Below are 16,402 nucleotides of genomic sequence, written 5' to 3'. Positions count from 1 at the left end.
GCGCAAAATTTGCATATGCAAACGGAACGTCTGCACATTGCAACCGATTGCGTAAAGCCTCAATATCATCGGCGAACGAAGGCTGGCGGCCAGATTGCGATCTGCCAGACACGTCCAGGGAGAGGGAACCAATCTCATGAAGGTACAGAAGAGTCTTGTCTGCTCCACCGCGCTCATCGCCCTGATGAGCCATGGCGGCGCGCTTGCGCAAACGGCCCAGCCGGTGGCGACCCCGGCCGCCCCCGCCGATATCGTCGTGACCGGCATGCGCGCCAGCCTTGAGCGCGCGCAGGCCGTCAAACAGAAGAGCGCGGGCGTCATCGAGGCGCTTTCGTCCGAGGATATCGGCAAATTGCCGCAGTCGAGCGTGGCGGATTCGCTGGGTCGTCTGGCGGGTCTGGCCGGTGAGCGCCGCGCCGGGCGCGTCAGCGGCATTTCGGTGCGCGGTTTCCGCGAGGATTTCGTCGGCACCACGATGAACGGCCGCGAGCTGATCGGCATCGGCGACAATCGCGGCGTGGAATATGATCTCTATCCGTCCGAAATCATCGACACCGCCGTGGTGTACAAGACCCCCAATGCCGACCTGACCGCGATGGGCGTGGGCGGCACGGTGGACATGCGCACGATCCATCCGCTGGAACACAAGCGCACGCTGGTGGTGAACGGCACATTTGAACAGAATGGTCAGAAGTCCAAGAACCCCGATTTCAAGGATCAGGGCTATCGCGTGGCCCTTTCCTTCAGCGACAAATTCGCCAATGACACGATCGGCGTCGCGCTGACGGCGGCCACCACTTCTTCGCCCACGCAGGACCAGTTCTTCAGCGTGTGGGGCTATGACAAGGGCGCGATTTCATCGGGCGCCAATGCGGGCAAATATGCACCGGCCGGGATCGACATCTCGTCGCGCTCGCGCGTGCTCAAGCGCGACACGCTGGCGGGCGTGCTGGAATTCAAGCCCAGCGAGAAATTCACCGCCACCCTCGACGCCCTCTACATCAACTTTGCCGATCAGGGCATCTCGCGCGGCTTCATCGAAGCCCTGCCCATCGCCTCGGATGGCAGCACGGTCATCTCGTCCAACGCCACGGCGATCACCTCGGCGCGCACGACCGGCTTCAATTCGGTCCTGCGCACCGATCCGCTCGACAAGAAGGGCAAGCTCAAGACCTTTGGCGGCAATTTCAAATTTGACCCCAGCTCCGATCTCCATCTGACGCTGGATCTGGCCCATGCGCAAAGCACCAAGAGCGACACGCGGGCCGAGAGCTATTCCGGCCTCGGCCGCGCAGGTCTGACCACGCAGGGGCCGAACAATATCCGCACCTACACCTATGGTGACAACGGTCTGACCTTCTCGAACAATTCGCAGACCTATGACAATTACAACACCGTGCGTCTGGCCGGGCCGCAGTCGTGGGGCGGCAGCCTTTCGCCGATCGCCGCGCTGAACCAGACTGCGGTGATCGGCGCAGGCGGGCAACCGATCGGCTTTGCCCAGGCGCAGGACGGGTTTTTGAACACCGCCCTCTTTGATGAAACCCTCGATTCCCTGCGCTTTGCGGTCCAGAAGGATTATGAGGATTCCTTCATCAAGCATGTCAATCTGGGCGTGCGCTATTCCGATCACAAAAAGTCGAAGGTCAATCAGGGCTACTTCCTGACCGCCAGCACCTATCCGCTGGATGGCGCCATTCCCGCTTCGGCGCGGCGCGGTGTGGCCGATGTGAACTGGGCGGGGCTTGGCAATGTGGTGGCCTATGATGCGCTGGGGCTGATCAACAGCAATTTCTACACCCGCTATGATGCCGCCAGCCTTGAACCCGACCGTATGGGCGACACTTATACGGTGCGGGAAAAAGTGTGGCAGCCCTTCATCAAGGCCGATTTTGAGAAGGAATTTGGCGGCGTCCGCATGTTCGGCAATGTCGGTCTGCAGGGGGTGATCACCAGCCAGCGCGCTTCAGGCTTCAATTCGGTGATCGGCTCGAACCAGCTCGATATCGCCACGCCGATCAATGATGGGGCCAATTACGCCCGCGTCCTGCCCAGCCTGAACCTGAACTTTGACCTTGGCAGCGGCCATACGCTCCGCTTTGCTGCCTCAAAGGTCATCAGCCGCCCGCGCATCGACTATCTCAACCCCGGTTCCTCGGTCAAATTCCGCAACAATGTGGCCAATGTGACCAACACCGATCCGGGCCTTGGGCCATGGGTTTCGACATCGGGCAATGCGCAGTTGCGCCCCTATGAGGCCAACCAGTTCGACGCCTCCTATGAATATTACTTTGCCCGCGACGGGTTCATCTCGATCTCGGCCTTCTACAAGGATCTGGTCAACTGGAACGTGGCCGCCACTACGGTGCGCGATTTCACCCAGTTCTATATCCCCGGCTATCATCAGGCGGTCAGCAGCGATGGCTCGACCATCTATACGCCCGCCACGTTCAAGGGGCTCAACACCACCTATACGGGCGGCTTGAAGGGCGAGGTCAAGGGCATCGAAATCCAGGCCAGCCTGCCCTTTGGCCGGTTTATCCATGCGCTTGACGGGTTTGGCATTGTGGGCGGCGCGGCCTTCACCGATGGCGGGCTGAAGGACGGCACCGATGTGCCGGGCCTGTCCAAGCGGGTGTTCCAGCTTACCGGCTTCTTTGAAAAGGGCGGCTTCTCGGCCCGCGCCTCGCTCAACAACCGGTCGAAATGGCTGTCGGAGGACCGTGGGGGATCAAACACGATCTCGCCGGTCAACCGCGCGGGGCAGACGCTGGTCGATGCCCAGATCGGGTTCGATTTCAAGCGGACCAACATTGCCTATCTCAAGGGGCTGCGAGTTTCGGTTCAGGCGCAGAATCTGACCGACCAGAAGGATACCTATACCGACACGGCCAGCGGGCTGGTCACGCGGGTGGAAACCTTCGGGCGCAGCTTCCTGCTCAACATGACCTACTCCTTCTTCTGAGCAGGGCCGTTCTGGACGGGCTTTGTTCGTGATAGTTCTCCCCGCTCGCCCCAACGGGCGGGGAGGACGCCGATGACCACAACACAAGAGGATGCCAACGTGACCCGACCGATCCGCAAGGTGGTCATTCTGGGAGGCGGCACGGCCGGCTGGATGACGGCCGCCCTGCTGGCCAAGGTGCTGGGCGGGGCAAGGCCGGAACGCGCCATTGCCATCGAACTGGTCGAATCCGAGGATATCGGCATTATCGGCGTGGGCGAGGCGACCATCCCGCCGATCCAGCAGGTCAATGCCGTGCTGGGCATCGATGAGGCCGAATTCCTGCGCGAAACCAAGGCCACGATCAAGCTGGCCATCCGCTTTGAAAACTGGGGCGCAATCGGCGAGAGCTATTACCACACTTTCGGCACGGCGGGGCGCAACCTGCCCTTCTGCTCGTTTCACCATTTCTGGACCCGCGCCCGCCAATTGGGGATCGAGGGCAGCTATTGGGATTTCGACCTCAATTACCTGTGCGCGCGAGGTGGCAAATTCGCGCCCACCACCGGCAATGATCCCATCTGGGACATGCCCTATGCCTATCACTTCGATTCCGGCCTCTATGGTCAATTCCTGCGCCGCTATTCCGAAAAGCTTGGCGTGGTGCGCACCGAAGGCACGGTCCGCGATGTTCAGCGCGCCGCCGGGGTGGGCGACATCATGGCGCTGGTGCTGGCCGACGGGCGACAGGTGGCGGGCGATCTGTTCATCGACTGCTCGGGCGGGAGGGGCGTGCTGATCCAGCAGCAATTGGGCACCGGCTATGAGGATTGGAGCCATTGGCTGCCCTGTGACCGCGCGATGGCCGTGCCGTCTCAGCGTCATGTGCAAACCGCGCCCTTCACCCGCTCGATCGCCCATGGCGCCGGGTGGCAATGGCAGATCCCGCTGCAGCATCGCAACGGCAACGGGCTGGTCTATTCCAGCCGCTTTTGCAGCGATGATGAGGCCGCACAGGTGTTGCTGGGCCACCTCGAAACGCCCGCGCTGGATGAACCTCGCATCATCCATTTTCGCACGGGCCGCGCGCGCCGCCAATGGAACCGCAATGTCGTGGCCATCGGCCTTTCGAGCGGCTTTCTCGAACCGCTCGAATCCACCAGCATCTATCTGATCCAGTCGGCGATCACGCGCCTGCTGCACCTGTTTCCCCATGATGGGATCACCCCGCAACTGACGGGCGAATACAACCGACAATCGCAGATCGAGATGGAATTGATCCGCGATTTCATCATTCTGCATTATCACGCCAATCAGCGCCGGGATTCCGCCTTCTGGCGCGATTTGCGGCAGATGGAGGTGCCCGAAAGGCTGGCCCGCAAGATCGCCCTGTTCGCCGCCAACGGCACGCTGGTCCAGGACCAGCATGACATTTTCATGGAGCCGTCCTGGGTTCAGGTGATGATGGGGCAGGGCATTGTACCCGCCGATTATCACCCGCTGGCCGATGGTCCTTCGGAGGCGCAATTGCGCGGGCAATTGGCCCAGTTGGCGCAATTGAAAGCCCGCCCGCTCGACCAATTGCCCAGCCATGACGACTATCTGCAACGCCTTCTGGGCCAACCGGCATGAGCTTGCGCATCGCGATCATCGGCGGGGGCACGGCAGGCTGGATGACCGCCAATCTGCTGGCCCATCGCTGGGGCGCAGGCAAGGCGCGGATCACACTGGTCGAGGCCCCCGAGATCGCCACCATCGGCGTGGGCGAGGGATCGACCCCCACGCTCAAGCGGTTTTTCGAGATTCTGGGCATCGCCGAGGCCGAATGGATGCCCGCCTGCTGCGCCACCTACAAGGCCGGCATCCGCTTTCGGGGCTGGAGCCCGGCCTCGGGCGTGGCGCAATACAGCCACCCTTTCCTGACCCAGATTGATCTGCATACCGAGGAGGCCTTCACGCTTAATTGCCGCAACCGGCGGCTGGGGCTGGACGTGCCGACTGCGCCGGGCGATTTCCTGTTGGGCGGGGTGCTGGCGGCGCAGGGCAAGGCACCGCTGGCGCCCGATCATTTCCCGTTCCGCATGGAATATGGCTATCATTTCGACGCCACTCTGTTGGGGCAATTTCTGCGCGATCAGGCCCTCGCGCGCGGCGTTTCGCATCGTCAGGGCCGCGTGCAGGACATCCTGCGCGACGATGAAGGCGCAATCGCGGCGGTGATGACCGACCGCGCCGGACCGATCGAGGCCGACTGGTTTGTCGATTGCACCGGATTTGCCGCCTTGCTGATGCGCGGCGCGCTCGACGTGCCTTTTGCCGGTTTCCGCGACAATCTTTTCAACGATGCCGCCGTGATGCTGCCCACCCCTTCGGCCGCGTCCATCCCGGTGGAAACCACCGCCACGGCGCTTTCCCATGGCTGGGCATGGTCGATCCCGCTGACCAGCCGCAACGGCAACGGCTATGTCTACAGCCGGGATTTTCTGTCCGCCGATGCCGCCGAGCAGGAACTGCGCGCCGCCCTCGGCCTGCGCGAAAGCCCGGTCGAGGCGCGCCATCTCACCTTTCAGACCGGCCAGCTTGTCCGCCACTGGGAGCGCAACTGCCTTGCCGTCGGGCTGGCGCAGGGTTTTGTCGAGCCGCTGGAGGCCACCGCGCTGCATCTGGTGCTCAACACCGTGGATCTGTTCATGGATCATCTGGAGCGGGGCCGTTTCACGCCGCAATATCGCGATGCCTTCAACGCCGTCATCACTGACCGTGTCGAACGGGTGCGTGACTATATCGTTGCCCATTACAAGCTGAACACGCGCGATGACAGCGACTATTGGCGGGCCAATCGCGACAATGGCCATCTGTCCGATCCGCTGCTCCATATTCTCGACACATGGTTTCGTCGGGGCGATCTGGTCGCCCTGCTCGAACAACAGCCTGAACTGAGCCATTTCACCAGCGCTTCATGGCATTGCCTGCTGGCCGGCTACGGCGCGTTCCCGCCGCTGGCCGAGATGCAGCGCGAGGATGTCGATTTTTACCGGTCCCGCGATCTGGCGCGGTTTCTGGATGGATGCAGTCTCAATTTCCCGTCGCATGGCGATGCCCTTGCCCAAATGAAGAAGGTGGCAGCATGATAACCCCGAAAATCGGCAAATTTGCACTCACCGCGGCGCTGGGCATGGTGCTGGCGTTGGGCGCCTCTCCGGCGCAGGCCGCCCAACCGGCTCCGTTGGCCCCACCGGCAAAGGCGGTCGCAAAACCCCAGCCTTGGTGGACCCATGCCGTCATCTATGAAATCTATCCCCGCAGCTTTCAGGACACCAATGGCGACGGGATCGGCGATCTCAACGGCGTGACCCGGCGCCTCGACTATCTCAGGGATCTGGGCGTCGATGCCATCTGGCTGACGCCTTTCTATCCCTCGCCCAATGCCGATTTCGGCTATGATGTGTCCGATTACACCGCCGTCGCGCCCGAATATGGCACGATGGCCGACTGGGACCGGTTGACCCGCGAGGCGCGCAAGCGCGGCATCCGGGTGCTGGTCGATCTGGTGCTCAACCATTCCTCGGACCAGCACCCATGGTTCAGGGAATCGCGCTCATCGCGCAGCAATCCCAAGCGCGACTGGTATGTCTGGCACGATCCGGCGCCCGATGGTGGGCCGCCCACCAATTGGCAATCGATCTTTGGCGGATCGACATGGGAATATGACAAGCCGACCGGCCAATATTACTATCACATCTTTTTGAAAGAGCAGCCGGATCTCAATTGGGCCAATCCGGGGCTGCAAAAGGCGATGCATGATGTGGCCCGTTTCTGGCTGAACCATGGCGCCAGCGGTTTTCGCCTCGATGCCACGCCCTATCTGTTCGAGGACACCAACTGGCCGCAGGACCCCGATGTGAAATCAGGGGCGCCGGTCGGCCTCAAGCCGTATAACAGCAATCTGCCCGCCACGCGCGCGGCGCTGCGGGGCTTGCGCAAGGTCGTGGACAGCTTTCCCGGCGAGCGGGTGCTGCTGGGCGAGAACGCGATTTCCTCGATTGCCGACCTGCGCAAGGTCTATGGCGCCAAGGGCGACGAGATCAATCTGCCCATGGATTTTCTCTACAAGGATGTGGCCGGGCTCAACGCATCGGCCTTCAAGGCCCGCATTGACGAGGCCGAACTGAAGCTGGACGGCCTGCCCCCGGTTTTCCATTTCAGCAACCATGACACCCCGCGGCAATGGGGCCGCTTTGGCGATGGGCGGCATAATGACCGGATCGCCCGGATCACATCGGCCATGACGCTGACCCTGCGCGGCACGGCGCTGATGTATTACGGCGAGGAGATCGGTATGCCGGATCTGGCGCCCGATGAACTGCGCGGCATCCCCCTTGGCCCCAAGCGCAAGGTGGCCGACAACCGCGATCCCGAACGCTCGCCCATGCAGTGGCGCGCGGGCAAGGGTGCAGGCTTCACCACCGGCGAGCCGTGGCTCCCGGTGGGGCGCTCGGCCGCGAGCGTCAATGTCGAGGACCAGCGCGCCGATAAGGGATCGCTCTATCATTGGTATGCGCGGCTGCTGCAATTGCGCAAGACGAATGCTGCCATGCGCAGCGGGGCCTATATCCCGCTGGAATCGGGCAATGCCCAGGTGCTGGCCTATGCGCGGCGCGATGCGGCGGGCAATGGCGTGCTGGTCCTGCTGAACATGAGTGGCCAGCCCCAGACGCTGTCGATCAGCGGGTGGCCGGACCGCGTGCCGGTTTCGGGCGGTATGTTGATGAGCAGCGAGCCGGGCGCGGTGATGGATTGGCAGCGCCCGGTGCTCGAACCGTTTGGCGTGCGGCTGGTCGGGTTCAAGGGGGGCTGAGGCTCTCCTTGAGAAAATGGGGGCGGGGCCGCGCTTGGGGCCTGACATGATGGTTGCGGCGCGGGGAGCCATACGGCACTTAGGACGTTGTTTCCGCATAGCCGTGGCAGGAAGAAGACCCCGATGAAGACCATCATGAGCGAAGCGGTTGAGGGGATCGGCGGGGTATGGATCGATCTTTGCGAACCCGACGAGGCCGAATGCCGGGAGATTGAGGAACTTTACGGCATTCGCGTGCCGACATTGGAAGCCTTGCAGGAGATCGAGAATTCGAGCCGGCTGCGCATTCACGATGGCGTGCTGAACATGAGCGCGCCTCTGATGACGGCATCGGAAGGCGAGCGCTGGGTGATGGCGCCGGCCGGTTTTATCCTGACCCGCGATGTGCTGGTGACCACCCATTTCGCGCATATCAAGGCCTTTGACATCGTGGCCGAAGCCTTGAAATCGCGGGCCGAACCGACCCCGGCGGGCGTGCTGGTGCGAGTGCTGGAAGAACTGGTGGACCGCGCCGCCGATCAGCTTGAGCATGTCTCCGAAATGATCGCCTCGGTTTCGCGCACGATCTTCTACACCGATCTTGATGCGCGCGGGGTCAGCCGGGAAACCGCGATCCTGCGCCATTCGATCATCAAGCTGGGGCGCGCCTATGACCGGGCTTCGCGGGTGCGCTACATGTTTCTGAGCATCGGGCGTATGGCTTCCTTTGTGGCTGATCGGTGCAAGGATCATCTTGATGAGGGCCTTTCCGTCCGGCTCCAGTCGGTGATCCATGACATAGGCTCGCTCGACGAATTCGAGATGAGCCTTTCGGCCCGAACCCAGTTCCTTCAGGACGCGGCCAACAGCCTGATCAGTATAGAGCAGAACGATGTGGTCAAGGTGTTGACGGTGGCCTCGGCGGTGGGCATTCCGCCGGTGCTGGTGGTCGGGATCTATGGGATGAATTTTCACAACATGCCCGAATTGTCATGGGCATGGGGTTATCCCATGGCTTTGGGCCTGTGTCTGGTGACGACGCTGATCCCCTATCTGTGGTTCAAATGGCGCAAATGGCTTTAGGCCGGGATCAGGATTTGCGCGATCATATGGTCGATGGCCCGCTCGATCCAGACCGGCGCGCGCGGATCGGCGCCGGTCATCGCGGCGATCAGATCAGGATTGCCAAAGGTGATGAGCGCTGAGCCGATCATGCTGAAATAGGCGATTTCTGGCGTGGCATCGCCCAGCGCCCCCACATTGGCCAAGGCCTGAAACAGCGGGCGCAGCCTCTCCCACACCGGCTTGCCGATGGTTTCGACCACCCATGCGTGGCGCTCGGAAAGGACGGAGAATTCCTGAAGCATCAGGCGCGTTAGGCGCGGATTTTCAGCATAGCTGCGCAGATAGCCGGGCAGCACCTGCCGCGCCGCCTGTCGGGGATCGCGGAGCATGTCGGGCGTGAGGTGCTCGGCCAGATAAAGCTCTCCCTCGCGGGCAAAAGCCTCGATCACCTGTTGCCACAGCGCCAGTTTGGACGGGAAATAATAGGCCAGATGACCCTGTTCGATCCCGGCGCGCGAAGCAATGGCGCGCGTGCTGGCTCCGGCAAAGCCCAGATCGGAAAAGACGGTCAGCGCCGCCTCCAGCACGAGGCGGCGGTTTTCCGCTCCGTCATAGCGGGTTTTGGCATAGCGGGCGTTGGCGGCTTTGGCGCGGGGCATTGCGCCCTCATGCCTTGGCGGTCTGCGGCGCGCAAGAGAGCGTGAGTTTGTCGATTGACAAATATCTTTGTCATATGACAAACAAAGCCCAAGCCCCAAAGGGTGCCATACGGGAGAATGCCATGACCTCGCCAACCTATCCGCTGACCGTCGATCAACCCTATCCGCGCAACCAATGGTGGGTCGCGGCCTATGCCGCCGAGGTGGGGCGCGACCTCCTGGCCCGCGATATTCTGGGCGAACGGGTGCTGCTCTATCGCACCGAGGCGGGAGAGGCGGTGGCCCTGTCAGGCATTTGCCCGCATCGCGCCTTTCCGCTGGAAATGGGGCGGCTGGTGGGCGACCATGTGCAATGCGGCTATCATGGTTTCACCTTTGGCGCCGATGGCGGCTGCGTGCTGGTGCCCAGCCAGAGCGGCGTGCCGCAGAAATCCTCGTTGCGGCGCTATCCTGTGGCTGAACAGGGCGATCTGGTGTGGATCTGGACCGGGCAGGCCGATCTGGCCGATCCGGCGCTGCTTCCCGATTTGGGCGCGGTGGGGCTGGGGCGGCCGGATTGGGCATCGGAACAGCATCCGGTCTGTGAAGTGGCCGCGCGCTACACTTTGCTGATCGAGAACCTGCTGGACCTCAGCCACGTCACCTTCATCCATGCCGCGACCATCCCCGGCGGCGAAAAGGTCGCGCAGATCCCGGTGGCGGTCATCGAGACGGATCATAGTCTGACGGTCCGGCGCAAAGGCGAGAACCTGCCGCTCAACCCCCTGCTGAAAATGCAGTTTCCCGATCAGGACGGGCCGGTGCATCAGCATTTTGATGCCGAATATCTGGGGCCTGCCATGATCCGCACCGGCGGCGCGGTGCATGATGCGGCCAGCGGGCGGCGGCTGGGGACCTGCAATTTTCTCCACATGATTACGCCTGCCGGGCCGACCAGCCTGCGCTATTTCGTCATCACCGCGCGCGATTTCGGGCTCGACAATCCGGCGCTGGGCCAGATCAATCTGGGCATGGGCACCCGCATTCAGCCCGAGGACAGCGCCGCGATCGCGGCCATCGAGCAGGTGTTTCAATCCGGCGCGACCTTGCCCGCAGAAATCAGCGCAAGGGTGGACAATGGCGCGCTCAAGGTCCGTCGCCGTCTGGAGGCGCAGATCCGTGCGGAACAGGCGATGCATTCGGCAGCAGCGGCCCGATAAAGGTCAGCGCAGCCGCGTCTGGTCTTGCGGCGCGGACATGCCAAGGGCGGTGGTCCGGTCCGCCCCGTCCTTGCCCAACATCGCGCGCAGGGCCGGAGCCACCTCCCTGCCGCGCTGTTCCAACTGGTCCAGCGTGGCCGATCCCATCGCGCGATAGGCGCCCAGCAATTCGGGACATTCGCGCTCCAGCGCCGACAGATGGCCGCCTATCGTCGCACTGTCCCCGCGCAGCAAAGGGCCGGAGAGCGCGCCGAAACCCATTGTCAGGCTGTTTTCCAGCGCCGCCCGCACGAGCGGGCCCAGCAGCGCCGCGCCATCGGCCACGCCCGCGCGCTCCAGCGCGCCCAGCGATCCGGCCATCAGCGTGACCAGATGATTGGCCGCATGGCACAGGGCGGCGTGATAGAGGGGGCGCTGGGTCTCGGCAACATCGACCGCCACGCCGCCCAGCGCGGCCACCAGCCGGTGGGCGATGGCGGCGGTTTCGGGCTCTGCGGCGGTCACGGCGAAGCGGGCGCCCGCCATGCGGCGCAATTCGGCGGGGGCGTCGCCGGTAAAGGTCATCGCCGGATGGATCGCCGCCGTCCGCCCGCCCCGCAAGGCCAGCGCTTCAAGCGGGGCCAGACCGCTGCGCCCGCTGACATGAAAGACGAAACCCGTGCCGCCATCGGGCGATACGGCGGCCAGTTCGGCCGCCACGCCGTCCAGCGCATCATCCGATACGGCCAGCGCGATCACATCGCAGGCCCGCGCCAATTGCGCCATGCTCTGCGCCGCCTCGCCGCCCATCTGCCCGGCCCCCTCGCGCGAGCGGCCCCAGACCAGCGGCGGCAGGTCGGACCATTCCGTCAGCCCCAGAGCCAGCGCGCGCGCCACGCGGCCTGTGCCCACAATGCCGATGCGATGAAAGCGGAGTGTCTTTGTCATGCCCGACCTATATGGCCTGCCCGCCCAACCCGCCAGTGGCCCGGCTTGCGGCTTTTCCTGCGCAACAGGTCTTTTCACCGGCGTCAAGAACGCCTAGAGGGCGCCATCCCCGGGGGGCCGCTGATGCGCGGCTGAGAGGTGGTCAGCAGACCACGACCCGCTGAACCTGATCCGGTTGATACCGGCGTAGGGAGGGTTGGCGGCCGGTCCGTTGTCTCTCCCCATGGAGTGCGAGAGACAGATGATGGCCGATATGATCCGTATGCGTTTGATGGGTTGCAGCGCGCTGGCGCTGGCCATGGCCGGTTTTGCGGCGCAGGCCCATGCCGCCGAAGCCGACAATGCCGCAGACACCATCCGCGTCATCGGCCATCCCGATCCCGAAGGCCTCTTGCCCGATCAGAGCGCGCCCAAGGCGATCAGCGCCATTTCCGCCGATTTCATCATCAAGCAGGCGCCCACGCTCAATGCCTTTCAACTGGTCAACCTGCTGCCCGGCGCGAATGTGTCCTCCAGCGATCCCTATGGCCTTTCGACCAGCTCCAGCCTGACCATGCGCGGTCTGGGGCAGGATGAGATCGGCGTGCTGATGGAAGGCGCGCCGCAGAATGACATCGGCTATTACTATGCCTATCCCTCGCAATTTGCCGATGCCGAGAATGTGCGTCAGGTGGCATTGGCGCAGGGTTCGGTCGATCTGGATTCGCCGGTGCTGGGCACGGCGGGGGGGCTGCTCTCGCTCAGCCTCGATGACCCGGCGAAAAAGCGCGGGGCGCTGGTCGATTTCTCGCTGGGGTCTTACAATGAGCGGCGCGCCTTTGTCCGTTTTGACACGGGCCTGATCGGCAACAGCGGGGTGCGGGCGTTCCTCTCCTATTCGAACAACCGGGCCGACAACTGGCGCGGGGCGGGCTATGATCTGCGCAACCATATTGACGCCAAGCTGCTGAAAGAATGGGGCGAAGGCAATCGCGCCAGCCTTGCCGTCTCGTTCAACTCGGCCAAGACTTCGGCCTATCCCGGCCCCTCGCTGGCCGATTGGCAGACCTATGGGCGCGGCTATAATTTCGACAAGACCTATACGAACGGCGACACCAGTTACTGGCGTTTCTATCGCGCTCCGTTCCGCAACATCTATCTCTCGGCCCCGGTGCATCTGCGCCTCAATGACCGCCTGAGCCTCGACACGACCACCTATCTGCAATGGGGCTATGGCAATTCGCCCTATGGCACGCAATTGGCCACAACCGGCAATTATCTGGGCACCGAGGCGCTGACCCAGCCGATCACGCTGCCGGGCGCAGATGCCAACGGCGTGGCGACAGTGCTGGGCAATTGGACCGGCAACCAGTTTCGCGGCGGCAATGTGACCAAGCTGGTGTTTCAGGCTGGCGCGCATCGCCTGACCGCCGGGGTGTGGTTCGATTACGGCAATGACCGCGTGATCCAGTCCTATACATCGGTGGGCGCCGATGGGCAGGTGGCTGACGAATGGGGCTATCAGGACCGCGCCATCCGCACCGCCGACGGCCGCCTGCTGGCCTATGAGAATGCGCGGACGCTGACGGTTTCAAAGGCCTTCTTCCTTGCCGACAGCATCGCGATCACCGACCGACTGACCGCCGATCTGGGCTTTAAGGGCGTCGATGTGCTGCACAGCGGGCGTAATTTCCTGCCCGGCCCGCAATCGGGGGTGCATTTTGACAGTTTCGCCGCGCTGCCCCGCGCCGCGCTGCATTACCGGATTGATGACCGGCAGCAGGTGTTTGCCAATATCACCACCAATTTCCGCGCGCCCAATGAATATACGCTCTACAACACCTATGATTACGGCGAGATCAGCACGCAGGGCACCACCGCTCTGAAGAACGAATATTCCGTGTCGCAGGAGCTGGGCTATCGCTATATCGGGCCGAACCTGTCTTTCTCGCTGACGGGTTTCCATTACCATTTCCGCAACCGTCAATTGTCCACCGTGATCGACAGCGGTGGCGCGCTGGTCTATTCTACGATCAACGCGGGCAGTCAGACCTCTTATGGCGTGGATGGCGAGATTGATTGGCGCCCGGCCAAGGGGGTGAGCCTCTATGTGTCGGGCGAATATCTGCACACGCGGATCGACAATGACATGGCCGTGGGCAATGACTGGCTGCCGACACGGGGCAAGCAGGCGGTGTCCAGCCCCAGCTTTCAGTTCGGCGTGGGCAGCACCTATGACGATGGGCGTTTGTTCGGCAGCACCGCGCTGAAATATGTGGGCCGCCAATATTCCACCTTCATGAATGACGAGAGCATTCGGGCCTATGCTACGCTTGACCTGTCGGTGGGTGTGCATCTGGCCGAATGGATCGATGGCAAGCGCACCGATCTGCGGGTCAATGCGATCAACATCACCAATCCGCGCGTTCTGTCGGGCGTGCAGAGTGTGGCGTTGAACGCACAAGACACGATCGGGCGAGGCGGCACGGTGATCTCCGGCGCGGCCCCCACCTATTACATCGGCAGCGGGCGCGCTTTCGTGGTGACGCTGGCCCGCGCGTTCTGATCGCGTGAGCGGCGCCCCGCATCTTGTCCATGGGATGGGGACCGAACTGGAGGCCCCAGTCTGGCCTGCCATCACGGCGGAGGAGGCCGGCGCGGTGCTGGGGCGTTTCGCAGGGGCAGGGCGCCTGATCGCGCTGCAATGGCATTCGCCGCGTCCTTTTTCGGCGGCCACGCTGGTGGAGGCCGAGGGGGGCCGGTTTATCCTCAAGCGGCACCATCACAGGCTGCGCTCGCCTGAGGCGCTGGCGCAGGAGCATGGCTTTATCGCCCATCTGCGGGCCGCCGGGGTCAATGTGCCCGAGGTGATCGAGGCGCAAGGCGGCACTGTCCTTGCGCAGGGCGAATGGACCTATGAACTGCACCGCCTCTCGCCCGGCCTTGATCTCTATCGCGACCGGCCTTCGTGGACGGGTTTTCTGACGCCCAATCATGCCCGTGCGGCCGGGCGTGCGCTGGCGGGCCTGCACCGGGCCGCGCAGGATTATGCCGCCCCGCCGCGTGGGATCGATCCGCTGATCGCGGGCTGGACGATCCTGCCCGCGCCCGATCCGGCGGCGGCGGCGCGGGCCTATGTCGCGGCAAGGCCCGGCCTGTCGGCTTTCGTGCATGGGCGAGCGTGGGAGGAGGAACTGGCCGGAGTGTTGGGCGCGGCGGCGCCCGATCTGGCCGCCCAGCCGCCTATGTGGACCCATAATGACTGGCACCCGTCGAACCTGCTCTGGACACTGGGCGGAGAGGTGGCGACGATTTTCGATTTCGGTCTGGCAACGCAAACCTGCGCGCTTCACGATCTGGCCACCGCGATTGAGCGCAGCGCCATTCCTTGGCTGGAGATGGCCGACGGCGCGCCGATAAAGGGCGATGTGGCGGCCGCTCTCGGCCTTATCCGGGGCTATTGCGATGTGCGGGCGTTGAGCCTTGCCGACATCGACATGACAATCGATCTGCTGCGGCTGGTCCATGTCGAATTCGCCCTGTCCGAGGTCGATTATTTTGCCGGGCTGCTCAATGATCGGGCGCAGGCGGCGCTGGCCTGGGATGGCTATCTGATCGGCCATGCGCATTGGTTCGCCTCGGCGGGGGGGCAGGCGTTTCTGGCCGATCTGCGCCGGGAGGTGCGGGGCTGATGTCGCCGCTCGAAATCATCGCGGTGGCGGTCAGCTTCCTCGGCATCTGGCTGACGGCGCGGCGCTCGATGCTGTGCTGGCCGGTCAACCTGCTGGCCTGCGCGCTCTATTTCAAACTGTTTCTCGACGTGCGCCTCTATGCCGATATGGTGTTGCAGGCCCTGTTCGGTCTGGCCATTGCCTATGGCTGGATCGCATGGGGCCGGGGGCGGCGCGATGATGGCCGCATCACCCTGCGCCCCCTGCCGACGTGGGAAGCGACGGCGGGACTGGCGGCGGGCGCATCGGGGGCGGTGGCGATCGGCTGGTTCACCAGCCATTATACCGATGCGGCCCTGCCGTGGATGGATGCCGCGCTCAGCAGTTTCAGCCTTGTCGCGCAATATTGGACCGCGCGGCGACAGGCGGCCAGCTGGTTGCTGTGGATCGCGGTGGATGTGCTCTATGTCGGCATGTTTGCCTTCAAGGCCCTGTGGCTGACGGCGGGGCTCTATGGGGCGATGGTGGTGCTGGCGGTGCTGGGCTATCGCCGCTGGCAACGCGAGCGGTAGTTCCGCAGGCGCGGCGGGCCTTCCTGCGGCTTACTGCTGCTGCGCGGCCAGCAGCTTTTCCAGCAAGCCCGACAATTGCTCCCTTTCCTGCGCATCCAGGGCCGCCACCGCTGCCTCCTGGTTGGCGACATGGGCGCTGATGGCCTGATCGATCAGCGCCAGCCCCGCCCCGGTCAATCCGACGAGCGTGCCGCGCTTGTCGGCGGGGTTGGGGCGGCGGATGACAAGGCCCGCTTTTTCAAGCCTGTCGATCCGGTTGGTCATGCTGCCCGATGAGATCATCGCCGCCTCATAAAGGTCGGTGGGGGTCAGCGCATAGGGCTCCCCGCTGCGCCGCAGGGTGGCCAGCACATCGAACTCGCCCGGTTGCAGCCCAAATCCGGCAAAGACCGGATTGAGCCGGTCGCGCGCGATCACCAGCGCCGCCTCGGCAAGGCGGCCCAGCAGCACCATGGCCTGCGTATCAAGGTCGGGCCTTTCCCTGGCCCATTGGTCGGCGGCTTTACTGGCACGGTCCATGACAATCACCTATCTTGACGTAAAGATAAA

The 16,402-nt window shown here is 63.6% G+C and carries 12 protein-coding genes and 1 riboswitch; of the genes, 9 read left to right on the top strand and 3 right to left on the bottom strand.

Annotation, left to right across the window (positions count from 1 at the left end):
* The first annotated feature begins 136 nt into the window (after positions 1–136).
* From PQ457_RS20395 to PQ457_RS20375, 5 genes are all read left to right on the top strand, one after another.
* A complete protein-coding gene (locus tag PQ457_RS20395; RefSeq protein WP_273619634.1) occupies positions 137–2,965 on the top strand; it encodes a TonB-dependent receptor in 2,829 nt (942 codons plus the stop codon).
* A gap of 72 nt (positions 2,966–3,037) precedes the next feature.
* Positions 3,038–4,576 (top strand): tryptophan halogenase family protein, encoded by a 1,539-nt coding sequence (locus tag PQ457_RS20390; RefSeq protein WP_273619633.1) that lies wholly within the window; start codon positions 3,038–3,040, stop codon positions 4,574–4,576.
* Positions 4,573–6,075, top strand: coding sequence for a tryptophan halogenase family protein (locus PQ457_RS20385; RefSeq protein ID WP_273619632.1), 1,503 nt, complete (start codon positions 4,573–4,575; stop codon positions 6,073–6,075). Before PQ457_RS20390 ends, PQ457_RS20385 begins: the two co-directional genes overlap by 4 nt.
* Positions 6,072–7,802 carry a glycoside hydrolase family 13 protein gene (locus PQ457_RS20380; protein ID WP_273619631.1) on the top strand — a complete coding sequence of 577 codons (1,731 nt, stop codon included), beginning with the start codon at positions 6,072–6,074 and terminating at the stop codon, positions 7,800–7,802. The genes PQ457_RS20385 and PQ457_RS20380 overlap by 4 nt, the downstream gene beginning before the upstream one ends.
* Positions 7,803–7,925: 123 nt before the next feature.
* Complete coding sequence (locus PQ457_RS20375) at positions 7,926–8,864, top strand: magnesium transporter CorA family protein (protein ID WP_273619630.1); 939 nt, start codon at positions 7,926–7,928, stop codon at positions 8,862–8,864.
* Here the strand turns inward: PQ457_RS20375 and PQ457_RS20370 are convergent.
* Entirely contained in the window at positions 8,861–9,505 is a 645-nt protein-coding gene (locus PQ457_RS20370; RefSeq protein WP_273619629.1) for a TetR/AcrR family transcriptional regulator, read from the bottom strand. The genes PQ457_RS20375 and PQ457_RS20370 overlap by 4 nt on opposite strands.
* 122 nt (positions 9,506–9,627) lie before the next feature.
* Between PQ457_RS20370 and PQ457_RS20365 the strand changes: the two genes are divergently transcribed.
* Complete coding sequence (locus PQ457_RS20365; protein WP_273619628.1) at positions 9,628–10,704, top strand: aromatic ring-hydroxylating oxygenase subunit alpha; 1,077 nt, start codon at positions 9,628–9,630, stop codon at positions 10,702–10,704.
* A 3-nt stretch (positions 10,705–10,707) separates the two neighbouring features.
* Here the strand turns inward: PQ457_RS20365 and PQ457_RS20360 are convergent, their stop codons facing one another.
* Positions 10,708–11,631 (bottom strand): Rossmann-like and DUF2520 domain-containing protein, encoded by a 924-nt coding sequence (locus PQ457_RS20360; protein ID WP_273619627.1) that lies wholly within the window; start codon positions 11,629–11,631, stop codon positions 10,708–10,710.
* A 100-nt stretch (positions 11,632–11,731) separates the two neighbouring features.
* Positions 11,732–11,841, top strand: a riboswitch (TPP riboswitch).
* Between the two features lie 88 nt (positions 11,842–11,929).
* Between PQ457_RS20360 and PQ457_RS20355 the strand changes: the two genes are divergently transcribed.
* From PQ457_RS20355 to pnuC, 3 genes are read left to right on the top strand one after another with little or no spacing between them, the layout of a single operon-like run.
* Positions 11,930–14,176 carry a TonB-dependent receptor gene (locus PQ457_RS20355; RefSeq protein WP_273620416.1) on the top strand — a complete coding sequence of 749 codons (2,247 nt, stop codon included), beginning with the start codon at positions 11,930–11,932 and terminating at the stop codon, positions 14,174–14,176.
* Positions 14,177–14,210: 34 nt separating this feature from the next.
* Positions 14,211–15,302 (top strand): phosphotransferase enzyme family protein, encoded by a 1,092-nt coding sequence (locus PQ457_RS20350; RefSeq protein ID WP_273620415.1) that lies wholly within the window; start codon positions 14,211–14,213, stop codon positions 15,300–15,302.
* The gene (gene pnuC / locus PQ457_RS20345; protein ID WP_273619626.1) at positions 15,302–15,853 is read left to right on the top strand and encodes a nicotinamide riboside transporter PnuC; all 552 of its coding nucleotides are present in this window, start codon (positions 15,302–15,304) and stop codon (positions 15,851–15,853) included. The genes PQ457_RS20350 and pnuC overlap by 1 nt, the downstream gene beginning before the upstream one ends.
* 30 nt (positions 15,854–15,883) lie before the next feature.
* On the opposite strand, the gene PQ457_RS20340 is transcribed toward pnuC, so the two are convergent.
* The gene (locus tag PQ457_RS20340; protein WP_273619625.1) at positions 15,884–16,372 is read right to left on the bottom strand and encodes a MarR family winged helix-turn-helix transcriptional regulator; all 489 of its coding nucleotides are present in this window, start codon (positions 16,370–16,372) and stop codon (positions 15,884–15,886) included.
* Positions 16,373–16,402: the final 30 nt, after the last annotated feature.

Origin of the sequence: Novosphingobium humi, from assembly GCF_028607105.1 — a bacterium.
Classification (GTDB): Bacteria; Pseudomonadota; Alphaproteobacteria; order Sphingomonadales; family Sphingomonadaceae; genus Novosphingobium; species Novosphingobium humi.
This window is presented reverse-complemented; position numbering and strand designations above follow the sequence as displayed.